The 25,218-nt window shown below is 68.3% G+C and carries 22 protein-coding genes; 6 read left to right on the forward strand and 16 right to left on the reverse strand.

The window, feature by feature from the left end:
* Window positions 1-15: 15 nt before the first annotated feature.
* Both ACJ8AT_RS39520 and ACJ8AT_RS39525 read right to left on the reverse strand, forming a co-directional pair.
* The gene (locus tag ACJ8AT_RS39520; RefSeq protein ID WP_407743174.1) at window positions 16-1,149 is read right to left on the reverse strand and encodes an NAD-binding protein; all 1,134 of its coding nucleotides are present in this window, start codon (window positions 1,147-1,149) and stop codon (window positions 16-18) included.
* On the reverse strand, window positions 1,146-2,723 hold the full coding sequence (locus tag ACJ8AT_RS39525) for a cation:proton antiporter (RefSeq protein ID WP_407743195.1): 1,578 nt from the start codon (window positions 2,721-2,723) through the stop codon (window positions 1,146-1,148). Before ACJ8AT_RS39525 ends, ACJ8AT_RS39520 begins: the two co-directional genes overlap by 4 nt.
* A gap of 320 nt (window positions 2,724-3,043) precedes the next feature.
* On the opposite strand from ACJ8AT_RS39525, the gene ACJ8AT_RS39530 reads away from it, so the two are divergent.
* Window positions 3,044-6,079 (forward strand): Ig-like domain-containing protein, encoded by a 3,036-nt coding sequence (locus ACJ8AT_RS39530; protein ID WP_407743175.1) that lies wholly within the window; start codon window positions 3,044-3,046, stop codon window positions 6,077-6,079.
* A 165-nt stretch (window positions 6,080-6,244) separates the two neighbouring features.
* Here ACJ8AT_RS39530 and ACJ8AT_RS39535 read toward each other — a convergent pair whose 3' ends face one another.
* Complete coding sequence (locus tag ACJ8AT_RS39535) at window positions 6,245-6,997, reverse strand: PQQ-dependent sugar dehydrogenase (protein ID WP_407743176.1); 753 nt, start codon at window positions 6,995-6,997, stop codon at window positions 6,245-6,247.
* A gap of 127 nt (window positions 6,998-7,124) precedes the next feature.
* Here ACJ8AT_RS39535 and ACJ8AT_RS39540 point away from each other — a divergent pair, with 127 nt between their 5' ends.
* A complete protein-coding gene (locus ACJ8AT_RS39540) occupies window positions 7,125-8,756 on the forward strand; it encodes a DUF255 domain-containing protein (protein ID WP_407743177.1) in 1,632 nt (543 codons plus the stop codon).
* 114 nt (window positions 8,757-8,870) lie between these two features.
* Window positions 8,871-9,443: a type 1 glutamine amidotransferase domain-containing protein gene (locus ACJ8AT_RS39545; RefSeq protein ID WP_407743178.1), complete on the forward strand. Its 573-nt coding sequence runs from the start codon at window positions 8,871-8,873 to the stop codon at window positions 9,441-9,443.
* Window positions 9,444-9,447: 4 nt separating this feature from the next.
* Here ACJ8AT_RS39545 and ACJ8AT_RS39550 read toward each other — a convergent pair whose 3' ends face one another.
* From ACJ8AT_RS39550 to ACJ8AT_RS39610, 13 genes are all read right to left on the reverse strand, one after another.
* A complete protein-coding gene (locus ACJ8AT_RS39550) occupies window positions 9,448-10,773 on the reverse strand; it encodes a sensor histidine kinase (RefSeq protein WP_407743179.1) in 1,326 nt (441 codons plus the stop codon).
* A 244-nt stretch (window positions 10,774-11,017) separates the two neighbouring features.
* Window positions 11,018-11,965, reverse strand: a complete 948-nt coding sequence (locus tag ACJ8AT_RS39555) for an alpha/beta hydrolase (RefSeq protein WP_407743180.1) — start codon at window positions 11,963-11,965, stop codon at window positions 11,018-11,020.
* Entirely contained in the window at window positions 11,962-14,244 is a 2,283-nt protein-coding gene (locus ACJ8AT_RS39560) for a molybdopterin oxidoreductase family protein (protein WP_407743181.1), read from the reverse strand. Before ACJ8AT_RS39560 ends, ACJ8AT_RS39555 begins: the two co-directional genes overlap by 4 nt.
* 49 nt (window positions 14,245-14,293) lie before the next feature.
* Entirely contained in the window at window positions 14,294-15,076 is a 783-nt protein-coding gene (locus ACJ8AT_RS39565) for an SDR family oxidoreductase (protein WP_407743182.1), read from the reverse strand.
* A gap of 8 nt (window positions 15,077-15,084) precedes the next feature.
* Window positions 15,085-16,449, reverse strand: coding sequence for a B12-binding domain-containing radical SAM protein (locus ACJ8AT_RS39570; protein ID WP_407743183.1), 1,365 nt, complete (start codon window positions 16,447-16,449; stop codon window positions 15,085-15,087).
* A gap of 16 nt (window positions 16,450-16,465) precedes the next feature.
* Entirely contained in the window at window positions 16,466-16,726 is a 261-nt protein-coding gene (locus tag ACJ8AT_RS39575) for an acyl carrier protein (protein ID WP_407743184.1), read from the reverse strand.
* A complete protein-coding gene (locus tag ACJ8AT_RS39580; protein ID WP_407743185.1) occupies window positions 16,713-16,976 on the reverse strand; it encodes a LysM peptidoglycan-binding domain-containing protein in 264 nt (87 codons plus the stop codon). Before ACJ8AT_RS39580 ends, ACJ8AT_RS39575 begins: the two co-directional genes overlap by 14 nt.
* Window positions 16,973-18,799, reverse strand: coding sequence for an AMP-binding protein (locus ACJ8AT_RS39585; RefSeq protein ID WP_407743186.1), 1,827 nt, complete (start codon window positions 18,797-18,799; stop codon window positions 16,973-16,975). The genes ACJ8AT_RS39580 and ACJ8AT_RS39585 overlap by 4 nt, the downstream gene beginning before the upstream one ends.
* A gap of 2 nt (window positions 18,800-18,801) precedes the next feature.
* Window positions 18,802-19,734, reverse strand: a complete 933-nt coding sequence (locus ACJ8AT_RS39590) for a hypothetical protein (RefSeq protein WP_407743187.1) — start codon at window positions 19,732-19,734, stop codon at window positions 18,802-18,804.
* 210 nt (window positions 19,735-19,944) lie between these two features.
* On the reverse strand, window positions 19,945-20,358 hold the full coding sequence (locus ACJ8AT_RS39595; protein WP_407743188.1) for a hypothetical protein: 414 nt from the start codon (window positions 20,356-20,358) through the stop codon (window positions 19,945-19,947).
* A gap of 119 nt (window positions 20,359-20,477) precedes the next feature.
* On the reverse strand, window positions 20,478-20,873 hold the full coding sequence (locus tag ACJ8AT_RS39600; RefSeq protein WP_407743189.1) for a VOC family protein: 396 nt from the start codon (window positions 20,871-20,873) through the stop codon (window positions 20,478-20,480).
* A gap of 68 nt (window positions 20,874-20,941) precedes the next feature.
* Window positions 20,942-21,274: a MazG nucleotide pyrophosphohydrolase domain-containing protein gene (locus tag ACJ8AT_RS39605; RefSeq protein ID WP_407743190.1), complete on the reverse strand. Its 333-nt coding sequence runs from the start codon at window positions 21,272-21,274 to the stop codon at window positions 20,942-20,944.
* 52 nt (window positions 21,275-21,326) lie between these two features.
* Window positions 21,327-22,481, reverse strand: a complete 1,155-nt coding sequence (locus ACJ8AT_RS39610) for a BMP family protein (protein WP_407743191.1) — start codon at window positions 22,479-22,481, stop codon at window positions 21,327-21,329.
* 50 nt (window positions 22,482-22,531) lie between these two features.
* Between ACJ8AT_RS39610 and ACJ8AT_RS39615 the strand changes: the two genes are divergently transcribed.
* From ACJ8AT_RS39615 to ACJ8AT_RS39625, 3 genes are all read left to right on the forward strand, one after another.
* Complete coding sequence (locus ACJ8AT_RS39615; protein ID WP_407743192.1) at window positions 22,532-22,756, forward strand: hypothetical protein; 225 nt, start codon at window positions 22,532-22,534, stop codon at window positions 22,754-22,756.
* 29 nt (window positions 22,757-22,785) lie between these two features.
* Window positions 22,786-23,667 carry a hypothetical protein gene (locus ACJ8AT_RS39620; RefSeq protein WP_407743193.1) on the forward strand — a complete coding sequence of 294 codons (882 nt, stop codon included), beginning with the start codon at window positions 22,786-22,788 and terminating at the stop codon, window positions 23,665-23,667.
* Window positions 23,668-23,982: 315 nt separating this feature from the next.
* The coding region (locus ACJ8AT_RS39625) for a HAMP domain-containing protein (RefSeq protein ID WP_407743194.1) at window positions 23,983-25,218 on the forward strand (1,236 nt) is incomplete at its 3' end.

Here is a 25,218-nt window from a genome sequence, read left to right on the forward strand (position 1 = left end):
CGGCCATGTGCCGGATTACCGCCCGAAGAAGCCCTTGCGCTTGGAGGGGGGCGGCACGCCCTGGGCGCGCGAGAGCCGCTGGCCGAGGATGCGGCTCATCTCCAGCGCCACCGCCGGGTTGGCCATCACCACGCTGCGGAAGTCCTCGCGGCCCACCACCGCCAGCTCGCATGCGGTGGCCGTCACCGCCGTGGCCATGCGGGGCTCACCGGTGAGCAGCGCCAGCTCTCCGAAGAAGCCGCCCTGGCCGATCGTCCCCACCACCTGGCCGCCATCGCCCAGCATTCGCACCTCGCCCGCCAGCACCACGAAGAAGCTCTCGCCCGGATCGCCCTTCTTGAAGATCTCCGAACCCGCCGGCCGCTGCAGGAACTCCGCGCCGCGGGCCACCGTCACCAGCTCCTGGTCGCTCAGCGGCGCCAGGAAGTCCACCTTGCGCAGCGCTTGCGTGAGCGGGGTGAGGCTGGCGTTCGTGCTCGGCTCGGCCGTGAGGAACTCCACCGCCTGTCCTAGCTGGGAGCGCCGGGCCACCAGGATGACCGTGTTCCCCGCCTTCAGCACCGTGCTCCCGTCCGGCACCACCGTGCCACCCTGCGGATCCACCACGCCAATGAAGAGGCTCTCGCGCGGAAAGCCCTCCAGGCCTCGCACCTGTGCCACCGTCTTGCCCGCCACCAGCGCTCGCGGGTTGATGGCCAGCTCGAACAGCAGCGTGTCCCCGCCCACCAGCGGCAGCGAGCCCGCTACCTGTGGAAAGTCGATCGCCGTGGACATCTTCGCCACCACCACCTCGGCCTCGGCGACCAGCTCCTTCACGCCGGCCAGCCGGTAGGCCTCGCGGTAGCTCGTGTCCAGCATGCGCACCATCACCCGCGCCGGGGACACGCTGCGCACCAGCATGGCGAAGGCCAGGTTGTCCGGGTCTCTCGGCAGCACCCCCGCCGCCACGTCCGCCGTGGCGATGCCCGCGGCCTCCAGCACCTGCGGGTTGGTGGAGTCCCCGCACACCGTCACCACGCCCACCTCCTCGAAGAGCCGGGTGCAGGTGCTCGCGTCCCGCTCGATGACCGTCACGGCGTGCTGATCGGCCACCAGCCGCGCCGCCAGCACCGAGCCCACCCGGCCCCCGCCCGCGATGACGATCTTCATTCCTTCCACCCTCCCTGCGAGTCTCCGCCGCCCCCGTGCCCGTGCAGCGCGTGCTCCAGCTCCAGCGTGCGCTCGTCCAGCCGCGCCAGCATTGCCTCCGCCGTGCTCTCCGGGATCAGCCCGTTGCGCCGGGCCCCCAGCAGCGCCGTCCGCTCCGCGTCGATGAGGCGCCGGCGCACGGCGATCAAGCTCCGAGCGCTCTGCGCCAGGTGCTGCTCGTTGAGCCGCCGCAGCTCCCGCTCCGCCCGGGCGATGTTCACCTGATAGTCGCTGCGCAGGTGCTCGTACGCGGCTCGAGGCACCAGCCCCTGCGAGTGCAGCGTCTCCAGCTCATGGTGCGCCGCCCGGCTGGAGATGAGCCGCGCCTGCTGCTCGGCCACATCGAGCGCCACCGGATCCTGCTCGATCAGCCCCATGCTCCGCAGCGCGCCACTGAGCAGCAGCCCCTGGCCCACCAGCGAGAAGAAGGTGACACCGAAGGCGATGGCCACCAGCAGCTCGCGAGACGGGGTGCCGTCCGGCAGCCCCAGCACCAGGCCGATGGAGAGCGCGCCCTTGATGTTGCCCACCAGGAAGACGTGCTGCCAGCGCAGGGGCACCGAGGCCGCCGGGCGCAGCCAGCGCAAGAGCAGGAACGGCACGTAGATGGCCACCGCCCGCCCCCCGAACACGCACGCGAACGCGATGCCAATCTCCGGCAGGTGCGCCAGCAGCACCTCGGGCCGCGTGGTGAGCCCCACCGAGAGGAACAGGAACGTGTTCACCCCGAACGCGGCGTACTCCCAGAAGGTGTGGATGGCCACCTGGCTCTGCGGAGAGACCTCCCGGCGCAGCGCCACGCCCACCGTGAGGCCCGCGGTGACTCCGGCGATGGCTCCGGACAGGTGCACCTGCTCGGCCGCGGCGAAGGAGGCGAACGCCAGCGCCGTCGTCGCCATGATCTCCGCGAGCGGATCCTCCGTGCGGCGGATGACGAAGCTGGCCACCAGCCCCAGCGCCAGCCCAATCACTCCGCCGCCCACGCTGGCCAGCACCACCCGTCCGCCCAGCAGCCACGGCGAGGGCGCCTGCCCCCCCGCCACCACCGCGGCGATGGCGGCGTAGGCCACCAGCGCGGTGCCGTCATTGAAGAGGCTCTCGCCCTGCATGATGCCGCTCAGCCGCTGCGGCACCGGCGCCCGGCGGAACGCGTAGAGGATGGAGACCGTGTCCGTGACGGAGAGGATGGAGCCCAGCAGCAGCGCCGGGCCCCACGCCAGCTTCAGCAGCTCATGGAGCGCCGCGCCGGTGGCGCCAATGGCCAGCACCATGCCCAGTGTCGCCAGCATGGCGATGGGCCCCGCGTTGGCGCGCACGTTGCCCAGATCCGCGGTGATGCCGCCCTCGAAGAGCAGCGCCGGCAGGCACACCAGGAACACCACCTCGGGCTGGAGTGGAGGCACTCCCGGCAGCAGGTTCCCCACGGAGATGAGCAGGCCGCCCACGACCAGCGCCACGTTGTAGGGGATCCGCGCGCGCTTGGCGGCGATGGCCACCACGATGGCCACGACCATGAGGCCGATGACGATGGGCATCTCCACGCAGCCGCACCCTAGCGCACCGGGGCCAGCTGGACCCGAGACGTTGGGCTGTGGGCGACACTTGAAATGCTGACTGCGAGAGGGGGGCTAGACGCACCGATAGTTTAATTCTTACTATTTGGGAAAATCTGAATACACCGCGTCCGACAGACCTGACCCCCCGGAGGTAGCCGATGCACTCGTCGCTGCGAACCACCGCCATCCTGCTTGGGATGTGCGGCCTCCTCTCCGCTTGCGGAGATCCCCTCGGACAAGCCTCATCGCCCTCGGGAGGGACCGCCGCTCGAAAGGAAGGGCTCGGAGCTCAGGCGAGTGTGTCCAGCAAGCTGCTCCGAGCGGGCAAGAGCGCCGTCCCCGAGCGCTACATCGTCGTCTTCGAGGACTCGGGGGACCACAGCCTGCGGGCCTCGCCGCTGGAGGTGAGCAAGGCCTCCGGCGCGTTGGCGGCGCAGTACGGCGGCTCCGTGCGGCAAGTGTTCTCGCACGCGCTCAAGGGCTATTCCGCCGCCATGTCGGAGGCCCAGGCGCTGCGCCTGAGCGAGGATCCGCGCGTGCGCTACGTCGAGCAGGACCGGCTCTTCACGCTCCACGGCACGCAGACGAACCCGGACTGGGGATTGGATCGCATCGACCAGCAGGACACCAACTACGACAACCTGTACCACTACGAGTACACGGGCGCGGGCATCCACGTGTACGTGCTCGACACGGGCGTGCGGAGCACCCACAGCGAGTTCGCCGGCCGCATGGGCGCCGGCTTTGACTCCGTGGGTGACGGCCTGGGCACCGAGGATTGCCAGGGCCACGGCACGCACGTGGCCGGCAGCATTGGCGGCACCATCTCCGGAGTGGCCAAGGGCGTGACGATCCACCCGGTGCGTGTCCTGTCCTGCGCGGGAGAGGGCACCGGCGAGCAGGTGCTGGCGGGCATGGACTGGATCGTCGCGAACCATGTGTCCCCGGCGGTGGTCAACATGAGCCTGGGCGGCGAGGCCGAGCAGTCCATCGACGACGCGGTGGCCCAAGCCGTCGCCGCGGGGATTGTCTATGTCGTCGCCGCGGGCAACGACAGCGCGGACGCCTGCACCGAGTCGCCCGCCCGCGCGCCGCAGGCCATCACCGTGGGCGCCACGGACTACTTCGACTCGCTGACCTACTACTCCAACTTCGGCACCTGCGTGGACATGTTCGCGCCCGGGGATGAGATTGAATCCGCCTGGTACACGAGCGACACGGCCACCGAGGTGCTCAGCGGCACCTCCATGGCCACGCCTCACGTGACTGGCGCCGCCGCGCTCTTCCTGGAGGGCCACCCCACCGCGACCCCGGCCGACGTGCAGCGGGAGCTCGTCAACCGGGGCACGCACAACGCCATCTCGTACCTCGACGACGCCTCGCCGAACGTGCTGCTCTACACGGGCTGCATGGGCTCGACTGATGCCGTGCCGCCCCAGGTGACGCTCACCGCCCCGGCCGGGGGCGCCACGCTCACCGGCACCGTGACGCTGTCCGCCACCGCGAGCGACGACGTGCTCGTCTCCAAGGTGGAGTTCTACGTCAACGGGCAGCTGGTGGGCACCGACACGAGCGCGCCCTATTCGATCTCCTGGAACAGCGCTGACGAGGCCAGCGGCCCCGCCACCATCACCGCGCGTGCCTTCGACGGCGGCTGCAACAGCCAGGACTCGTCCGTGTCCGTCACCATCCATAACGCGGGCAGGGCGTCCTACGACGCGACCCTGCACGCTCCGTTCTGCAGCGAGCCCAGCAGCCAGTGTGACTCTGGGAGCCTGCTCGCCGGACGCGGGATCCTCGGCCCCGAGCTGCACGCGCCCAACACGTTGAACAACTCCTGCCTGGATGGCAACGAAGGCTACTACCAGCTGGATCCCTCGCTGGAGCGGATCAAGGTGATCAAGGATGACGGCAGCCTGCTCGCGGGAGGCAAGCAGGTGCGAGTCGAGGTCACCTTCAACGCGGGCTTCGACTCCAACCTGGAGCGCCTGGAGCTCTACGGCGCGGGTGACGCCCTCAACCCTGTCTGGACCCACCTCACCACGATCAGCCCCCTGGACTTCGGTCCCAACACGCTGTCCGCCAACGTCACCCTCCCGCGCGGGACCCTGCAGGCCATCCGAGGCGTCTACCGGTACGGCGGCGTCGCCTCTCCCTGCCCGGGCGGCACCATGGATGACGTGGATGATCTCGTGTTCGCGGTGAGCCAGGAGGCGGACACCCAGCCGCCCACCGCCACGCTGACCGCTCCCGCGGCGGGCGCGACGATCTCCAAGACGGTGACGCTCACCGCCGCGGCGAGCGACAACTTCGGCGTCACCCAGGTCGAGTTCTACGATGGTACGGCGCTGCTGGGCACCGCCACCGGCGCGACCTTCAACCTCTCTTGGGACACGCGCACTGCGGCCAACGGGGCACACTCGCTGACGGCGCGGGCCTACGACGCGGCGGGCCTTACGGGCACCTCGCCCGCGGTGAACGTGACGGTCAATAATGACGCGACGCCGCCCACCGTGGCCTTCACCGCGCCCGCTGCCGGAGCCACCCTCACGGGCAGCTATACGGTGACGGCGACGGCGACCGACAACGTGAGCGTCACCAAGGTGGAGCTCTATGATGGAGCGACCCTGATCAACTACGACAGCACCGCGCCGTACTCCTTCCTCTGGAATACGCGCCAGGTGCCCAATGGCAACCACACCCTCACCTTGAAGGCGTATGATCCGACGGGCAACGTCGGCACCGCGACGCTCACCGTGAGGACCGACAACGATCTCATCCCGCCCACCGTCGCGCTGACGGCCCCCGCCCAGGGCTCGACCCTGACGGGCACCGTCACCTTCTCGGCCAACGCCAGTGACGACCACGCCGTCACCCAGGTGACCTTCTACGTCGGCAACATCCAGGCGGGGAGCGTCTACTCGGCCCCGTACAACATCACCTTCAACACCCGGAGCTTCCCCAACGGCGCCAAGGTCATCACCGCCAAGGCCTACGACGCGGCGGCCAACGTGACCACCTCGAGCGCGGTGAACGTGACCTTCGACAACGATGTCACCGCTCCCACGACGACTGTGACAGCGCCGGCGGATGGCTCGACGGTCTCCGGCACGGTGACCATCACCGCCACCGCGAGCGATGACCGGGGCGTCGTCTCCCGGGTCGAGTTCTACGCGAACGGCGTCAAGCTGGCGACCGCGACCAGCGCGCCCTATAGCTACGCCTGGGATACGACGAAGTGGTCCACGGGGGCCTATACGCTGAAGACCTATGCCTTTGATCCGGCGGGAAACCAAGCCACCAGTAACTTCGTGAGGGTGACGGTGACTCGATGAGATGCCCCGAGTAGGTTGCTCGGGAGTCCTGAGAAGTCCTGGCCCCTCCTTCGCTTCGCGCGGGGGAGGGGTTGTCGTTCGTGCGCCCTGGAGGGAGGGGAGAGGGTTACGAGACACTTCAATCCTGGTCTTCGAACATCAGGAAGCCGGTTGCCGACGTGAGCTTCAGCGCTTCAGGCGCAGGATGAGATCCTTGCGCGAGCCGCAGTCGCCGCGCCCGTCGCAGTTGCTGGTGGTGACGTACAGGTGCCCGTCCGGCCCCATGAGGACATCGCGCAGCCGTCCATAGGTGCCTCGCAGATAGACCTCGTGCTTCGCGACGCGGCGGGGATCCTGCGTGTCGAACACCACGCGGTGCAGGTGCCGCGAGCCGAGCGTGCCCACCAGCAACGAGCCCATCCACTCGGAGATGGCGTCACCGGTGTAGATCGCGGCGCCTCCTGGGGGCATCGCGTCGTTGAAGGTGAGCGATGGCGTCACCAGGCCCTGCTTCGTGTCGCAACTGTAGATGTCTGGCCAGCCCAGGTTGTCGCCCGCATGGGCCACGTTGATCTCGTCATGGCCCTGGCGCATGAGCTCGCCGCTGGGCCCGTGGTCCGTGAGGTAGAGCGTCTCCCGATCCTTCCAGTCCCAGCCCTCTGTGTTGCGGAGGCCCAGGAGGAACACGGGCGAGCCGGGGAAGGGATTGTCCGACGGCGCCTGTCCGTCCGGAGTCAGGCGCAGCAGCTTGCCCGCGGGGCTCTTCGGATCCTGCGCGAGGTCCGGGTTGCGCGAGTCTCCCGTGCCTACGTAGAGCATGCCGTCCGGCCCGAAGCGCAGCCGCCCCCCATCGTGGTAGACGGCGGTGGGGATGCCGTTGAAGATGACGCGCTCGAAGGTGGCCGAGGTGTGGTCCTCCGAGAGCACCCAGCGCTCCACGGCGGGAGAGGCGCATGGCCTCCCTATGCCCGCTCATGACGCTGCTCGCCATCGAGCCCGGCAGCGATCGTCTGGCGAAGAACGCCGCCGTGAAACCGTTCGGACCGCTCTCTCGTATTGTGCGCGCGTGAACTCCCGAATCGTTCCGCTGCTGCTGCTGCTGGTTGCCTCCTGCCATGCCTCCACGGGGCCGGGAGGACTCGTCCGCTCGGGGACCCCCGACGAGGTGAACATCGTCCGCGCCCGCGAGCGCGGCCTCACCCAGGCCTTCACCTGGGAGGAGTGGGGGCCGGAGGCGTTCGCCCGAGCCAGGCGCGAGGGGCGCTACGTGCTCATCGATGGCGCCGCCGAGTGGTGCCACTGGTGCCACGTGATGGACGAGACGACCTATCGGGATCCCGAGGTCGGCCGGATCCTCCATGAGCGCTTCGTGACGATCCGCGTGGACGTGGACGCCCGCCCGGATCTCGAGGAGCGCTGGTCGGACTACGGCTGGCCCGCCACCATCCTCCTGAGCCCCGACGCCGAGGAGGTGGGCAAGTACCGCGGCTATCTCGCGCCCGATCGGTTCCTCGAGCTGCTCCGGCGGGTGGAGGCGCTCGCGCGGGAGAGACAGGAGGCCGGCGCCTCGCTGGCGGTGGACGTGCCGGCCACGCCCGCCATGCTGCCCTGGGTGTCCACCTCCGTCCTCCAGCGCATGGACGCGACGTATGACGAGGAGGAGGGGAGCTGGGGCTCCTTCCAGAAGGTCCCCATTGGACAGAACCTCGAGTTCGAGGTGCGCCGCGCCACCCGGGGGGACAAGGGCGCCCGCGAGCGGGTGAACTTCACCCTGGCCCACCAGCACCCCATCCATGATCCGGTCTGGGGCGGCGTCTACCAGTACTCGGCGGCGAGCCACTGGAACGCGCAGCATTACGAGAAGCTGATGACGCTACAGGCCCCCAACCTGGAGGCGTACGCCCGAGCCTGGGCACTCACGAAGGATGCCCGGGTGCTCGACGAGGCCCACGCCATCGCCCGGTACATGGAGACCTTGCTGGGCGCGCCGGACGGCACCTTCTATACGAACCAGGACGCCGACGTGGGAGCCCATGACCGGACCGTCCCCTTCGTCGACGGCCACGTGTACTACGCGAAGGACGAGGCCGGCCGCCGGGCGCTCGGGCTGCCCTGGGTGGACACCCACGTCTACTCCCGCGAGAACGGGCTGGCCATCTCCGCGCTGCTGGCGCTCCATGAGGTGACGGGCGAGCCCGAGCTCCTCGCGCGTACTCGCACGGCCGCCGACGCCCTGTTGTGCAGCCACGTGCGAGAGGGCGGCACGGTGTGGCGCGAGGCCTCGCACCACGCTGGCTCCCGCTACCTGGGAGACGCGGCGTCGCTGGGCCGAGCACTCGCGCTGCTGGCAAAGCGGACTGGAGAGGCGCACTACCGCGAGGTCGCCCTGAGCGTGGGCGAGCGGCTCCTGCGAGACTTCGGGGCTCCGGAAGGTGGGGCGCTGTTCGGGGCGACGCCTGACTCGGATGCCGTGGGAGTCTTCGCCCAGCGGGAGCGGCCCTTCGACCAGAACGTGGCGGCGGCCCGCTTTCTCGCAGCGCTCCACGCGCTTACAGGAGAGGCCCGGTGGCGGGAGCGTGGGCGCGAGGTGCTTGCCGGCATCTCGACGGCCCGAGGCATCGCCGGGCAGGGACGCATGGTGGGCGAGTACCTGCTCGCCGCGGATGAGCTGGGCGTCATCCCCTGGCCTGGCGGCTGAGCGGGCAGGAGAGTGGGGCTTCGCTCCTCGGGCCGAGGGGTATGTGTTGTCACCGCTCGGCGCGTGGGCACTTTGCACTGGGAAGCAAATACCCATTCGCGAGGGAGAACGGCGATGGCTCGAATCATGTTCATCGTGGGCTCGGACTTCGAGGACTCGGAGTTCCGCGTGCCGTATGACCGGGTCAAGCAAGCAGGCCACGAGGCCGTCATCGTCGGCCTCGAGGCCGGCAAGCAGCTCAAGGGCAAGAAGGGCAAGGAGACCATCACCGCCGAGAAGTCCGTGAAGGACGTCTCCGTGGATCAGTTCGACGCGCTCGTCATCCCGGGCGGCTACTCGCCGGACCACCTGCGGATGGACTCGGGCATGGTGGGTCTGGTCCGCGCCTTCTTCGAGAGGGACAAGCCCGTGGCCGCCATCTGCCACGCGGGCTGGATGCTGGCCGAGGCCGACATCGCAGACGGGCGCACGCTGACGTCCTGGCCCTCCATCAAGACGGACCTCATCAACGCGGGGGCCCACTGGGTGGACCGGGAGGTGGTGGAGGACGGCAACCTCATCACCTCGCGCAAGCCGGATGACCTGAAGGCCTTCTGCGACGCGCTGCTGCGGCAGATCGATCAGGGCATCTCCGCGCGCATCGGCGGGGGCGCCGGGATGGAGGCGGAGCAGCCGCTCGTGCACTGAGCGGCTACGCGGCCGCGGAGGTCATTTCGTTGAACCTCCCGGGGTTGGCGGGGGCGTGGTGGGCCACGCGCGGCAGGTGGAGGGTGAAGCACGAGCCCTTGCCGGGCTCGCTCTCCACCTCGATGCGGCCGCCTTGCCCGGTGACGATGCCGTGGGCCACGGCCAGCCCCAGCCCTGTCCCCATCCCTGGCTGCTTGGTGGTGAAGAAGGGCTGGAACAGGTGGTGCAGGGTCTCTGGAGTCATCCCCGTCCCTGTGTCGCGGACCTCCACTCGCACCCCGTTGTCCTCCCGGCGCGTGGACAGCTGGACCACGCCTCCGATCTTCGTGGCCTGCCCGGCGTTGACCAGCAGGTTCACCAGCACCTGGACGATCTGCCGAGGCCGGCCCACCACCACGCCCACCTCGCCCAGCTCCACCTCCACCCGGCAGTGGTTGAGCTGCCCCTGGGCGATGCGCAGCGCGGACTTCGCCTCGGCGTTCAGGTCGTACTCGGCATGGACCTCCGGGTCGCCTCGCGCGAAGTACCTCAGGTCCGACACGATGGCGTTCACCCGCTTGATGCCATCCAGCGTCGCGGGCAGCACCTCCTCCACGTACTCCTTCAGCAGCTCGGGCGAGATCGGCTGCCGCTGGAGATCCTTGAACAGCGAGTGGACATTGCTGGTGACGAACGCCATCGGGTTGTTGATCTCGTGCGCCACGCCGGCCGCCATCATGCCCAGGCTGGAGAGCTTCTCCTGCTCGAAGGCGCGCTCGTGCAGCACCCGCAGCCGGCCTCGCGTCTTCGTGAGCTGCTCACGCTGCTGGATGATGTGGTCCAGCGACTGCTGCAGCAGGTCGGCCCGCTTCTCCGTCAGCAGGAAGGTCAGCACTCCGATGAGGCTGAAGGACAGGGGCTGGAAGGGGTCCACCCCGCTCAGCAGCGCCGCCCCGTCCATGATCGCCAGGAAGACGAAGGCCCGGAGCCGCCCCCGCCCGTCCAGCCCGTACAACCAGAGCATCGCGAAGGGGACATAGGTCCACAGCAGCAGGCTCCAGCCCGCGATGAGCCCCAGCCCCACCAGGCCCGACAAGTTGATGGCCATCCGGCTCCACTCCACCACGTGGGCAGAGAGCCACCGGTGGAAGAGCTTCGAGAGCAGGATATTGGCGAGGATGCGCGAGGTGTTCAGGGCGAAGGACCAGGCCATCAGCCGCCACTGCCCCAGGTACTGCAGGGTGATGGCGCCGGAGAGCAGGAAGCTGCCCTTCACCATGAGCGGATGCAGCCCGCGGACGACCTGCTCGGGGTCGAGCACCTGCGGAGCCTTCGGTGGGGAAGAACTCATGGGCGTGCTCCAGACTGTAGGGGTACGGCCCGCGTGCCGGGCCAACCCAAGACAGTGGGTGGAACTCAAGCCAGAGGTGCTGTTTCCAGGTGGCCCCCCCACTACCGGGCTGCCCAGAGTTTACTGAGAGCCAACGCCCCAGCCATCTCAGCGGCGTGCGCGGGTTCAGCGGCTGACACTCCATGGGTGGGAACAGCATCCACGGAGCTCTCTCCAGCGCCGCGGAGCTCAGGCAGGAAACGGCTCACCCTCGCCCCGGCTCCTCCGCCCGCTCGAAGGATGACTTGAGGAAGCCGAGCACCCTGGCCGCATAGGCCCCTGGATCGAGCACGTGGTTCGTCAGGTGCCGCCCCTTGCGTACCCTCCAGATGTCCCGCGGGCCCGCGCAATGGGTCAAGACGAAGTCGCACGACAGGTTGACGTCGAAGTAGAGGTCCTGCTCGCCGACGACGAGCAGGACAGGCGTCTTGGCCAGCCGCGCCGCCGAGTCCTTGGCGCGTTGATACAGCTCATCGCTGCGCGTCCACCACTCGATGAGGCGGGTCGCGAGGGCATCCAGCCCACGCCGCACGAGCTCCAGGCGGTGGCCGCGGCGCTCGCGCTCGAGCACTGTCCCGATCATCTCCTTCCACTCGATGAGCGGCGTGCTGTCCAGCACCACGGCGCTGTAGGGCCTGTCGCAGTACCCCGCGTGCGCAATGGCCATGTTTCCGCCGAAGGAGTATCCCAGCAGCCCCACCCGCTGCCGGAGCTCTGGCTCATCCCGGAAGCGCTCGTCGACGTAGTCCGAGACCGCCTCCAGGTCCATCAGCGGCTCCCAGATGCTGTTGAAGGCCTTGCGGTGGGGGCGCGCGCTCTCGCCGCACCCGCGGAAGTCGAAGGTGACGACCACCAGCCCGCCCTCCAAGAGCAGCTTCACCTGGGACAGCACCCGGCCCTTGTTCATGCCAAACGGATGGCAGACGATGACCATGCCCATCGCCCGAGTCCCCGGAGTGAAGAGCCACCCCCGGATCCGCACTCCATCCCGGGCCTGCACCTCGAAGCGCTCCGGCGAGAGCCCCTGGTCCTCTGGGAGCCCCACCAGCGTCATGCTCGGGGGATACACGAACCGGATGAAGGTACGCCCGATATAGACAGCCCCCAGGGCCGCTGCCACCCCGGCCGCCGCGAGCACAACCCACGCAATCACGCTCGCTCCTGCCGCCGAGGCAGCTTGATGTTCACCTGCGTGTCCTTGAGCAGCGGTTGCCACGTCTGCGGATCAATCAGCTCCGAGTTGGTGAGGAAGTTCGGGTGGGTCCCCCGCTTGTCCGGATGGAAGGTGAGGTACAGGTGGCGGGAGGGCATGTCGCTGGACACCTCCACCCGGCACTCGATCTCTCCGATGGTGTTGTACAGGCGGATGCGCTCCCCCGTCTTCAGCCCCAGCTTCTGCGCGTCCAGCACGCTCATGTACACGCTGTTCTCGTCCGGCCAGCGATCCTGCCCCGTCGCCGTGGACGAGTTGAACATCGCCACGTTGTTGGCGTACGTGCCCTTCCCCATCCCTCCGCGGCCCGTGATCAGCGTGAAGCTCTCCGCGTCCCGCTCGTTGAAGGGAATGAGCCGCTCGGGGGGAGGAATGTGAAAGACGGCTTTGTGGAGCTCCGCGCGGAACACCCCAGGAAACACCGCGCCGTCGCCGCCCTCCTCCGGCACATAGCGCCGGCTGCCGGCCCACTGCACCCCCTCGCCCGCCCGGATCCTGTCGAAGGTGATGGGCTGCCCCTCGCTGTCGATGAACTCGTTGTAGAAGCCCTTCGAGGCCCGGAGGATCTCGTTCCACACCGCCTCGTTCCGCGGCTCTCCGGTCTCATCCACCGGGAAGGCGAAGGCCTGATCCAGGCTGTGCTTGAACAGATCCAGGTTGCCCTGGCGCACCAGCTCGTCCACCTGCGTCTGACCCAGGCTCGCGTCCGGCGAGACCGCCGTATTCTCCTCCAGGCGCTCGGCGATCCGGCGGGCAACGCTGCAGACGATGCGCACGTCCCCCCAGGCCTCGAAGGGCGGCTCCTCCACCTTCTGGAGGTACTGGAGCCGCCGCTCGCCATTCAGGAAGATGCCGGAGCTCTCGTGCTTGGTGCGGACGGGCAGGATGATGTCCGCGTACTCCAGGATCTCCGGGTTGTAATACGCATCCGCGTAGATCAAACAGACATCCGCCAGCTTCTCCCGCCACCGCGCCAGGTTGGGGAAGTTCCGCGCCGGGTTGGTGCCAAAGACAAACAGCGTGCGCAGCCGGGGCGAGGTGGCGAAGGACGCCACCGGCAGTCCAGGCACCTCGCTCAGCTTCCACCCCGGGACGCCCCAGATCTGCGCCATCTTCTCGCGGTGCGCCTTCTCCGCCACCCGCATCCGGAAGGGCAACAGCCGCCCGGAATAGCCGAGCGCCAGCTCCCCTGACGCATTCGACTGTCCGGCCAGGCGCACATGCCCGCGTCCGGGCTGGCCAATGTTCCCCGTCAACAGGTTCAGGTTGAGGATGGAGGCCACCCCGCTGCTGCCGGTGGTCTGGTTGATTCCCACCGAGCTGGTGGTCACCACCTTCCGGGTCCGCCACAAGTCGACGACACGGGAGATGCGCCGCCCCATCTCCTCGTGGGAGAGCTCCGGCGGGGTGATCTGCGGCAGCACCTGCTCCAGCGTGAACGGGCCCCGGCGCAGAAAGTCGATGAAGGCCGCCGAGTTGCCCGCCTCCAGGTACTTCGAGACATAGCCGCCGTTATGGGCCGCCTGATCGATGAGGGCGCGGGCGATGGCGCAGTTGAGCAGCACGTCACTGCCGCTCTTGATGGGCAGGTGGATGTTCTCGGGGTTGTCGGCGAGCAGCAGCTCCACGGTGTTGGTCCGCCGGGGATCCACCACCACCTTGATGGCCTTGCGGTTGCGGCGCAGGTACTTCTGGAAGACGGTGGGGTGGTTGATGGCGGGGTTGTGGCCGTAGATGAAGATGGCCTCGGCGTGCAGGTAGTCCTCGTAGCAGGAGAACGGCCCCTCGTTGCCGAAGACCAGCTCGTGCCCGCCCGCGTTGTTGGACAGGCACTGCTCGGCGTTGGAGCAGATGTTGTTGGTGCCCAGGTGCCCCTGGAAGAACTTCTTGGTGACCCAGAGGGCCTCGAGCGTCATCTGCCCCACGCCATAGAAGGCCAGCGCGTCGCGTCCGAACTCCTGTCTGTCCGCCAGGATGGTGTCCGCGATCATGTCGATGGCGTAATCCCAGGAGATCATCTCCCAGCCATACGGCGTGCGGATCAACGGCGAGGTGAAGCGCTTCACCTCCCGGGGGGTTGAGTCGAAGTGCTCCCGGAAGAACGTGGCCCCCTTGACGCAAGTCCCCAGCGTCCCCGAGCCCCGCACCTTCCCATCTTTGAGGACGGTGACCTGGTCCACCACACCGCAGAAGGTACACAGCGTCTTGGTCTCGTCCACGTTCGTATTCCTCGACGAAGGGGCACCGCCCCTCCCCGCGCTGGGCGGGCTAGGTTGCGCTGCTTGCCGCCTGGCGCCGAAGCAACTGCGAGAGGTGGGTGGCACCCATGGACCAGCCTCCGTCGATGGTGAGCTCCTGCCCCGTCATGTACCGGGCGGCGGGAGAGAGCACGAGGAACCGGATCAGATCCGCGACCTCCTGGGCGGTGCCGAGGCGCGCCAGGGGGATCTCCGCGGCGATGGTCTTCTTCAGCTCCTCTGGCAGCTTCGCGGTCGCGCCGGCCTCGATGAAGCCGGGCGAGACGAGGTTGCAGGTGATGCCGAAGGGCGCCACCTCCATGGCCAGGGTGCGGGTGAAGGCCGCCACGCCAGCCTTCGCCGCGGAGTACAGCGAGAGCCCCGCCAGCGCGTGCCCCGCGGTGGCCGAGCCCACGTTGACGATGGTTCCGCCGCCCGCCTTCATCAGGGAGAAGGAGGCCGACCGGCAGACATTCACCACGCCCTCCAGGTTGTCCCGGATGACGGTGTCCGCGCCCGCGCCGGGCTGAGGGCCGCCGCCAAAGGCCACCGTCCCGAAGCAGTTCACTACCGCCGAGAGCTTGCCCACCTCTGTCCGCGCCTGCTTGAAGAACGCCTTGCAGGACTCGGCGGAGGTGGCGTCGATGGAGTACGCATGGACCGGCTGGTTGGCCGCGCGGCGCGCTTCCACCACCCGCTGCGCCGCCTGATCCGAGCTGTGCCAGCCCAGCACCAGCGGGGCCGGCACATCCACGAGCGCCTGGGCGACAGCCTCTCCGATGCCGCCCAGGCCGATGATGACGATGGCGTTCATGAGGGTTGTCACACCATCGTCCGGCCGGAGGTGCCCACCACTTCGTCCCGGGCCTCGCGCGCGAGCTGCTGCGACACCAGGTTCTTGTAGATGGCCTTGAAGTGGCGCGTCTTCTTCAGCGAGAACTCGCGGGTGTAGAAGCCCCGGTAGACGCTGAGCGCTCCCTCCTCCAGCTCCTCGGGCTCCATGTGGGCCGGCTTGAAGACGCTGTCGAACACCGTGTAGTGCGACCACGGCTTGTCCAGCAGCCGCCCCTGCGCCTCCAGCTGCTTGCGCATCGGCGTGCCCGGAAAGGGCGTGGCGCACGACACCTGCACGCCCGCCAGGTAGTTGCCCTTGATGAAGTCCAGCGTCTGCTCGAAGCACGCCTTGGTGTCAGTGTCCAGGCCGAGCGTGAACGCCCCATAGACACCAATGCCGTGGTCCTGGATCTGCTTCACGGCGGTCGTGTAGTTGCTGAGCGTCTTCAGCTTCCAGTTGCGCTCATCGATCCCCCGGAGCGTCTCCATCGAGACACTCTCGAAGCCGGTCAGCATCAACATGCAGCCGCTCTTGTGCATCAGGTCCAGGATCTCCTCGTCCTGGGCGAAGGAGACGTCCGACTGGCCGCTCCACTTGATGCCGAGCGGGATGAGGCGCTTGAGCAGCTCCACGGTGCGCGGCCGGTCGACGACGAAGTTGTCATCGGAGAAGAGGATGTAGGGGTTGTTCCACTTCTTGAGGATGAACTGGATCTCCTCGATGACGGTGTCGATGGACTTGTAGCCAATCTTGTCGCGGTAGCGGATGGTGCTCGCGCAGAAGGTGCACAGGTGAGGGCAGCCGCGCGCCGACTCCACCCAGATGCTGGGGTAGTACTTCTCCTGGGCCAGCTCGTAGCGCGCGCGGGGGACCTGGAGGAGGTTGACACGCCCCTTCGCCTTGTAGCGCGGCTTGAGCTGTCCATGCTCGAAGTCGTGGAGGAGCTCGGGCCAGATCGCCTCGGCCTCGCCCACGCACACCGCGTCCACGTGTGGCTGGACATCCTCGGGGGCCAGGTTGGAGTGCAGCCCTCCGGCCACCACCTTGACGCCCCGGGCCCGGAAGGCGTCCGCGATCTCGTACATCCGCGTGGCCTGCGCCGTCATGCCGGTGAGCGCGACGAGATCCGCCTCCTCCTCGAAGTCCACCGGCTCGATGTTCTCATCCACGTAGTGGACGTCGTACTCGGGGGGAGTGAGCGAACCGATGATGATGAGGCCGGTGGCAAACCCCGTCCACGTGTAGTCGAAGAACTGGAATTCGCGGCACGTCCGCTTGAACTCCTGGTGCCTCGGGTTCTTGCCGAAGAAGCTGGCGCGCGGCGAGATCAACAGCAGTTTTCTTTTGGGCATGGCGTCTGCTCCCTCTCTAGCCGGCGGTGGCGAGCTGCCGGTGGCACACTTCGACGAAGTCCTTCACGGTCCGCAGCTCGAAGAGGGTCTCCTCATCGATGTCGATCTTCAGCAGCACCTCCACCGTGGTGATGATCTCCAGCAACATGATGGAGTCCACGTTGGTCACGCCGGACACGGGGCTCTGCTCGGTCACCATCTCCCGGGGAATCTTCGCCACCCGGCAGATGGCCTCTTGGATCTTCTGGAACGTCTGCTCCCTGCTAAGCGGCGCCATTGTCTTTCTCTCCGAGGTTGAAGGACCGTCCCACGGTGCTGCGGCTGCCCAGCGAGCGGGGGATCGAGACGTAGTCGGGGTTGGGGATGGTGAGCACCGTACCCGGAGCCAGCCGGGCGGGATTCTTGAAGCCCTCCGCCGCGCGGTTGGCCTCGACGAGCTCGATGTAGCGCCGGGCGTCGCCGTAGGCCTGGAAGGCGATCTCCGTGACGGTGTCTCCGGGTTGAACGACGTAGGGTTCGCCAATCACGGGTTTTTTTCGGTCCATGGTCTCTTGCCTGGAAGCGTGGGGAGGGACTGCCGGAACACCTTGCGCATGATGAGCGTGGCACCGCCGCGCGCCGCGTTGAGGAGGGTGGCGAGCTGGCCCGCGAGCAGCTGGGCCGCGGCGGGGCGTGAGAGCTGGCCTGTCTCGTAGCGTTGCCGCGTGAGCGCGCGCTGGACCTTGCCGCTGGTCGTCTTGGGGATCGTATACGGCGGCAGCACGAGCACCTCGCGCAGGTTGAGGCCATGAGCGGCGCGCACCTCGGCGGCCACCTGGTCGGCGAGCCGCGTCCGCCGCTCCGGCTCCTCCAACCGGCTCTCCAGCGCGAGGACGATGCCGCCGTCCGCCAGCTGGAACGCCGCGCAGCACCCCGCCCGGACGCCCTCGACGTGCTCGGCCACCCACTCCAGCTCGGAGGGGTGGAGCGACCTGCCGTTGTGCTTCAAGACATCCTTGATGCGGCCGGAGATGAACAGGCTCTCCGCCGTGAGGATGCCCAGATCGCCGGTGCGCAGCCACCCGTCCTTGACCGGGGACGGGTGCGAGTCCTTCCAGTAGCCTGGGATGACCGATGGGCCCCGGATGACGATCTCGCCTTCTTGTCCCTCCGGGAGGGGCTGTCCCTCAGGGGACCAGATCTGAAGCTCATGGCCCTCCACCACCCGGCCCACCCCCACCAGCGTGCGCAGCTCCTTCGCGCCAGAGGCCGGGTCGGAGCGCTGCAGGGTGACGATGGGCACATTCAAGGGCGGGATGCTCGCCGCGAGGGTGGCCTCCGCCAGCCCGTACACCGGCAGGGACGCGTTCTCGCGGACCCCGTAGCGCGCGAACCGCTGCTGGAACGCCTGGAGCACCTGCGGCTTGATGACATCCGCGCCCACCATGCAGATCCGCCAGGAGGAGAGATCCAGCCCCTCGAGCCGCTCGTCCTGGATGCGCCGCTGACACAGCTCGTAGGCGAACGGCGGCGCCACGCAGACGGTGCCAGCGTAGTCATGAATGGCCCAGAGCCACTCGGCCGGATCGCGCAGGAAGGCCAGGGGCGAGAGCAGCCCCAGCCGCAAGCGGTGACACGCCGTGAGCAGGACCTTACCGATGAGGCCCATGTCATGGTACACGGGCAGAAAGGACACCCCGCAGTCCTCGGGGATCAGGTTCAGGGCGCTGCCCAGCGCGTTGATGTTGGCCGAGAGGTGCCGGTGGGTGACCGGGAGCCCCTTGCGCCCCCCCGTGCTCCCGGACGTGTACTGGATGAAGGACACGTCCTCGGGCGAGCCCAGATCCACCTGGGCCTCTTCCTTCTCCGCGGCAAGCTCCTCGAAGCCCAGGATGTGGCAGTCCAGCTTGGACGAGAGCCCGCCCAGGAGCAGCGCGTGCAGCTCCCCATCCGTGATGACCGCGCGGGCCTGGGTCTGGCGTGCGATGTGCTCCAGTTGCCGCAGCGTGGTGGGCACCTGGTCGCGGTTGAACGGGGGCGCGATGGGGACGGGCACCGCCGACAGCAGCTGGCAGGCGTAGAAGATGGAGATGAACTGCTGGTTGGAGGTGAAGCAGAGCACCACCGGCTCCTGCCGCTTGACGCCGAAGCGCTGCAGGGCCCCGGCGATGCGCAAGGCCTCCGCCGCCAGCTGGGAGAAGGTGTAGCGGTGCTGCTCCTGGCGCCCGCGCTCCACGAACGCCAGGTGCACCTTGTCGGCAAGGCCCTGCGTGTTGGCGCGGGCCATCAACATCTCCCCCATCGTCCGTTCGGAGAAGGGGGTGAACTTTCCTGACTTGAACGGCTCGGGATCGAAGGGGAAGCGCCTCATGGTTAGCGCTGCCCCGGGCTGGCCGCGGGGGCCGTGCAGCCGCCCTCGAGCCGTGCCACCACCGAGGCGCGCCTCGCCGTCCCCTCGGGCAGCACCGGGAAGACGCCCCCCAGCAGGAGCGTCTTCTCCCCCTGCTTGAAGAGGCGCCCCTGCAGCTCGTAGGCATCCCCGGCCATGAAGGGCCTCTTGAGCAGGAGCTGGACGCGGGAGATCTGGTGCTGCGCCACGGGGAGCCTGGCCGCCTGCGCCAGCCGGGCGAAGTGGTCCTCCATCGCCGTCACGTACTCTCCGGTGAAGACGGCCTGGTTGATGTCGGTGTGGTGCAGCCCCCAGACGGAGGCATGGCGGAGCGGCTCGGCGGGCTCGGCGGCCTCGTAGCCCGCGGGCGGCTCATCGCTCAGGGAGGACACCGCCTCGGCGTCCTCCAGCGGGTGCTCTTGCAGCATGCTCAGCTCGGCCGGCGTCTCTGTCACCAGCCGCTGCTCCGCTGGCGCCGACGGGCGCGTGAGCACGAGCACCAGCCGGGACCGTCCCGCCTGGACAGGGGCTGCCCCCTCGGCCACGTCCCGGTAGCGCTTCGGGTCCCCGGTGCCCGGCATCGAGGTGAGCTCGACCTGGACCTCGAACATCAACCGGCCCTTGCCCTGATCCGTCGCTTTCACCGGAGCCCGGCACAGCCGGATGCTGTAGGCAAGCTTCGCCTCCTGGCCGACCGGCAGGGCTACCGGGTTGCACTCGAAGTCCACGAAGGACAAGACGGAGACGATGCCCTGCCGCCTCAGCGCGGCCACGTCCACATCCCGCACGAAGCCGGCATACATCGACGAGAAACCCAGGCCCATCAGCGTCCGGAGCCTCAGGTTGAAGCGCCGATCCAGATCGGAGATCCCCAGCGCATGGGGCGCACTGCCTTGCAGAGTGCCAACGGGTTGCATGAACACCTCCACGCGTGGCAAGCCCGACAATCAGCCTCCAGCCGCATCGCGCAGATGATGCGGCGGGCACTTCATCCAGTACTGAACGGTACCAACTAAGCCCTCCAATTGGAACGAGCTGGCCTGATCAGTGGCCGCACTTGACCCTGGAGGTAGGGTGACCGAACCGGAGCTGGAGCTGGTGTCTGGCTGGCCCGCCGCGACACGGCCTCAGGGCGGGGGGATGCCCTCGCGGACGACGTGGAACACCAGCGTGTGGGTGCGCTTGAAGAGGGCGAACTCCACGTCACGCTGGTAGGTCACTTCGATGCGCACGTTGTCGGTGATGCGGCTGCGCTCGATCTCGATCTGGTCGTCCGTCAGCCCCAGGCCCGGGACGACGTGGTCGACGCCCCAGGTGTCCGTCTCCACGTGGCTGCCCATGCGCATGGTCCGCGAGCGGATCTCCGCGCGCAGGATGCCATCGTTGCCGTTGCGGCCCGAGAGGTTGAAGGCGGCGCTCACCGCATCCTCCACGTCCAGGTTGTCCACGTAGAAGGGCACCACCTTCGCCGCGACGTAGATGCCGCCGGCGACGAGGACCAGCACCAGCAGGGTGATCAGGTTCTTGGCTGCTTTCGGCACGTTCGACCGCCTCGCGATGGCCTGTGGCGGGCTTTCAGTCCACCTCCACGCAGGTCCGCTTCGCATTGTACAAAAAGCGACGGGTCCACGAATACGTCCTTCGCGGCCGCCGCGCGAGCTCAGGGCAGATTCAGTTGCCAGGACACGCCGTAGCGGTCGTTGATCCAGGCGAACTTGCGGCTGAACCCGTAGTTGCCCAGCGGCATGAGCGTGGCGCCGCCCTGCGAGAGGGCCGCGAAGAGCCGCTCGAGCTCCGACTCGGAGTCGCAGTCGACGAAGAAGGAGAAGGACGGCGTGAAGGTGAAGGCGTGCTTCGCCGGACTGTCGATGCACATCACCGTCTGGCCCGCGACCGAGAAGGTGGCCTTCATCACCGAGCCCTCGGCGCCGGGCCCGCCGGGTCCATAGCGGACAACGTCGACGATCTGGCTTCCGGGGAGGGTCGAGACGTAGAAGTTCATCGCCTCCTCGGCCTTGCCTTCGAACATCAGAAACGGTCGAACCTTGGCACTCATGGTGTCCTTTCGGCTACGGAGGCATGTGCCCCCAAGAGGCGAACTTCGCGGAGAGGCGAGGCGCTGCCTCAGCTCCACTTGCGCGTCTGGTTCAGGGCGTTCTTCTGGCGGAAGGCCTCCTCCAGATCCACGCCCGTGCGGTTGGCGATGGCCAGCAGGTAGTTGAAGACATCCACCAGCTCCTCGGCGACGGCGGCGCGGGTCTCCTCGGGAGGGGGGGCCGCGTTCTCGTCGAAGAGCTTGTTGTAGCGGCGAACGGCCTTGAACAGCTCGCCCACCTCCTCGCCCATCAGGAAGCAGTTGTGCACGAGGTCCAGCTTCAACCAGCCGTGCAGCGCCTCCAGCTCGTGGATGTAGCGCTGGTACTCCTTCATCACCGCGTGGTCAGGGAGCGTGATCATAGGTCCTGGGCGCGCACACTGGCACAGGTGGAAGCCAGGCTGTCACTGGAGATCACGGGGTGGGGATCCTGAGCTCCCCCGCGATGATCCTCGCCTTCAGCGCGTCCACCTTGCGCAGGGCCTCCTCCTTGCCGGGGAAGGAGAGGCGCACGGGGGCCAGGGCGATGCCTCCCTCCTTCAGCCCCTGCGAGGAGAGACCGGCCTGGAAGCGGCCCTGGAGCTGATCCCGCACCGCTTCGTAGATGGTCAGGTCCACGCGCTTGAGCACCGTGGTCAGCAGCGCCTTGGGCGCCAGGTGGAATTGATCCGAGTCCACCCCAATGGCGTAGACCTCCTGCCCCGCGTCCCGCGCCTCCTTGACGGCCTGGATGGCCCCCACCCCATCTCCCCCCGCCGCCGCGAAGAGGACATCCGCGCCCTTGGCCAGCACGTCCTGCCCCACCTGCTTGCCGAGCGCGAAGTTGGTGAAGCTCCCGGTGTAGTTGGAGATCACCGTCGCCTGGGGGTTGGTGGCGGCCACTCCCGCCTTGAAGCCCGCCTCGTATTGCTTGACCAGCGGGATCTCCATGCCGCCCACGAAGCCGATCTTTCCCCCCTTCGTCACCAGCCCCGCCAACGCCCCCGCGAGGAAGGAGCCTTCTTCGGGGCGGTAGGTGACCGCTCGCACGTTGGGCAGCGCGTACGGCTCGTTCTTCTCGTTGAGCAGCGGGCTGTCGATGAGGAGGAACGGCTTGCCCGGGTTGTGCTGGGCCACCCGCTCCACCGCGTTCTCCAGCATGAAGCCCACCCCGATGATGAGGGACACCTTCTGATCCACCATGAGCTGCAGGTTGGGCTCGTAGTCCTCCGCCACGCGGCTCTGCACCACCGAGGGGATGATGCCCAGCGGGATGATGGGCGGCTCGCGGTGGGCCAGCTCGGGTTCGAGCGAGGCCTGGAACTCCGCTGGGGAGGCCAGCTTGTAGGCGCCCCGCTCGTACTTCAGGCCCGCGGCCCAGAGCTCCAGGCCCCGCAGCGCCGAGTCATTGAAGGACTCATCGCCCCTTCCCCCCAGCCCCAGGACGAGTCCGATCCGGGGCTGCCCCGCGCCGTGGGCCTTGGCATCCGCGGCGGCGGACGGGCTCGGAGGCTCCTCCTTGTGGCTCTTGCAGGCCAGGGCCAGCGCCAGGACGAGGCAGAGGGAGAGGCTTCGTGGGGTCGCGCGCATCCGCGCCTCTATAGTAGAAAGGGGAGCCCCCCAGCACGGAGTTGCCCGACATGGTGGATACGAACCGACGCGCCATCCGGTCCCTCGCCGTGGGCCGTGTCCTCAGCGGTCAGGATCGCTATGAGAAGGAGGCGCTCGAGGGAGACCCCGCCAGCCCTCTGGCGGCGATGAAGCGTGAGCGCGTGGCCGCCCAGGTGCTGCCTTCGAGCGGCAAGGGCAGCTTCTCCGAGCGCCTCCAGCAGAAGGCCGACACCGGCAAGCCGCGCAAGCCCTGAGGCGCCAGGAGCCACGCTCAGGAACGGCCTTGCGCGCTCGCGACGGCTTCCCCACAGGCAAGCGGGCGCTTGGAGCCGCCAGCCGGCACGCCCGAGCCTTGGGGCCACGCTCGTGGGCGCTCTCGCTCATCATCGCCGCGGCGCTGGGCTTGCTCGTCGCCGTCACCACGCTGAGCCTGCCGTACCTGGTGTCCTCGCCCGCGGCGGATCCGCACTTCGGCGCGCTCAACCAGTGCCTGATGAGCGTGGTGCAAGGCCCTCGGCTGGGCTGGGCCGTGGCGCCGGATGCCTCTCGCGCGGCCACCTTCGATGCTCGCACCGTGGTGCTCTGCGGCAAGCAGGGGCCTGCCACCGTGCTCGCCACACCGGGCGTTACCGCCATCACCTTCGATGGTGAGGACCGGCTGTGGGTGGCCACTGGCGAGCGCCTGCTGCGCGAGGAGGCAAGCCAGCTGGCGCCCGTGGGGGACTTCGCCCCGGTGGCGCTGGCCGGACACTCAGCCGGGGTGCTGGCCATGGACTCGCAGGGGCAGTTGCTCTCCATCTCTCCCCGGGGGGAGGTGCTGGGACAGGCGAAGCTGCCCGCCGCGGGAGCGCTCTCCGTCGGCCCGGGCGGCACGCTGGCGGCCGTGGTGGTGGGCGGCGGCGTGGTGGCCTACGAGGCGCGAACGCTCACGCCCCTCCTCGTCGAGGCCCCTTGCCAGGTCGAGGGGCTCTGGTGGATGGAGGCGCCTGATCGCGTCCTGCTCGCCTGCGGTCCAGGCCAGGGGTTGGCCCTCACGTTGGATTTGAAGACAGGGCAGCACGCGGATGCGCCGCGCAGATTCCGGATGCCTGCCCGGCGGCTCCCCGGGCTGGCTCTCTACGTGCAGGGTTGCGACGGCCTTCCGTGCACTGCTCCAGCCCCTTGAAGCGTTAGCAATAGGCCCCACAGCCCCCAGAGTTCACCGGGAGCGTGGGTCTTGATCGAATGAGGTTGAGTTCTGAACCGTTAACCAGAGCGGCTCCGCTCAGCAGTCGACAAGCCTCTGGACTCCTCTAGAAGTTGGCTTTTGGCGACCCCCGCTCCGTCGTGGAGCTGCGTTCCCCCATCCTCAGCTGAGGTTCATCTCTTGGACTCAAACGACAACTCCTCCTCTGATGGCAAGAAGCGCGGCAGTCGCCGCAAGGAGCCTGCCACCGGAGTAGAGACTCCCCAGACTGAACCGAAGGGCCCGAGCAACCGGGTGCGCTCCCGCCTCGCCGGGGTGAAGGCTGAGGGTGACTCGGGGCAGCCTGCCGCCGCTGCTCTCGCCCCCCGCCCCCAGGCCAACGGCAACGGGCATGGCGTCCGGCGCAACGGCAGGCACGCCGTGGCGGGCGCCCGGGGCTCGCTCGAGGCTTCGCGTGGGGCCAGGGCGGGCGATCCGCTCTTCCCGTTGCTCACCGCCCTCCAGGCGGCCGAGGCCGGCGACTTCACCGTGCGCCTGTCCGAGGGCACCCACGGCGGGATGCTGGATGAGATCGCCCACGCCTTCAACGCGCTGGTGGGCCGCAACGCCACCTTCACGGACGAGATGGTCCGGGTGGAGCGCGTGGTCGGCCGCGAGGGCCGGATGGGCGAGCGCGTGACGCTCGGAGACGTGCGCGGGGGCTGGGCCACCAGCGTCAACTCCATCAACGCGCTGATCGGCGACCTGGTGCTGCCCACGACGGAAGTCGCCCGCGTGCTGGTGGCGGTGGCCGAGGGTGATCTGACGCAGAAGATGGCGCTCGAGATTGACGGCCAGTCCGTCAAGGGCGAGTTCCTCCGCATCGGCACCACGGTGAACACGATGGTGGACCAGCTCCGCGCGTTCGCCTCGGAAGTGACGCGCGTCGCCAAGGAAGTGGGCAGCGACGGAAAGCTGGGCGGCCAGGCCGATGTGAAGGGCGTCGCGGGTACGTGGAAGGACCTCACGGACAACGTGAACATCATGGCCAGCAACCTGACCGCTCAGGTGCGCAACATCGCCGAGGTCTCCACGGCGGTGGCCAAGGGTGACCTGTCCAAGAAGATCACCGTGGACGCCAAGGGCGAGGTGCTCCAGCTGAAGGACACCATCAACACGATGGTGGATCAGCTCAACTCGTTCGCCGCCGAAGTGACGCGCGTCGCCAAGGAAGTGGGCAGCGACGGCAAGCTGGGGGGTCAGGCCGAGGTGCGTGGAGTCGCGGGTACGTGGAAGGACCTCACGGACAACGTGAACTTCATGGCCTCCAACCTCACCACCCAGGTGCGCAACATCGCCGAGGTGTCCACGGCGGTGGCCCGGGGCGATCTGTCCCGGAAGATCACCGTCGATGCCAAGGGCGAGGTGCTGGAGCTGAAGAACACCATCAACACCATGGTGGACCAGCTCAACTCGTTCGCCTCCGAGGTGACCCGCGTCGCGCGCGAAGTCGGCACCGAAGGCAAGCTCGGTGGTCAGGCGCAGGTGCCG

The sequence above is a fragment of the Hyalangium sp. genome, from assembly GCF_045802625.1.
Lineage (GTDB): Bacteria > Myxococcota > Myxococcia > Myxococcales > Myxococcaceae > Hyalangium.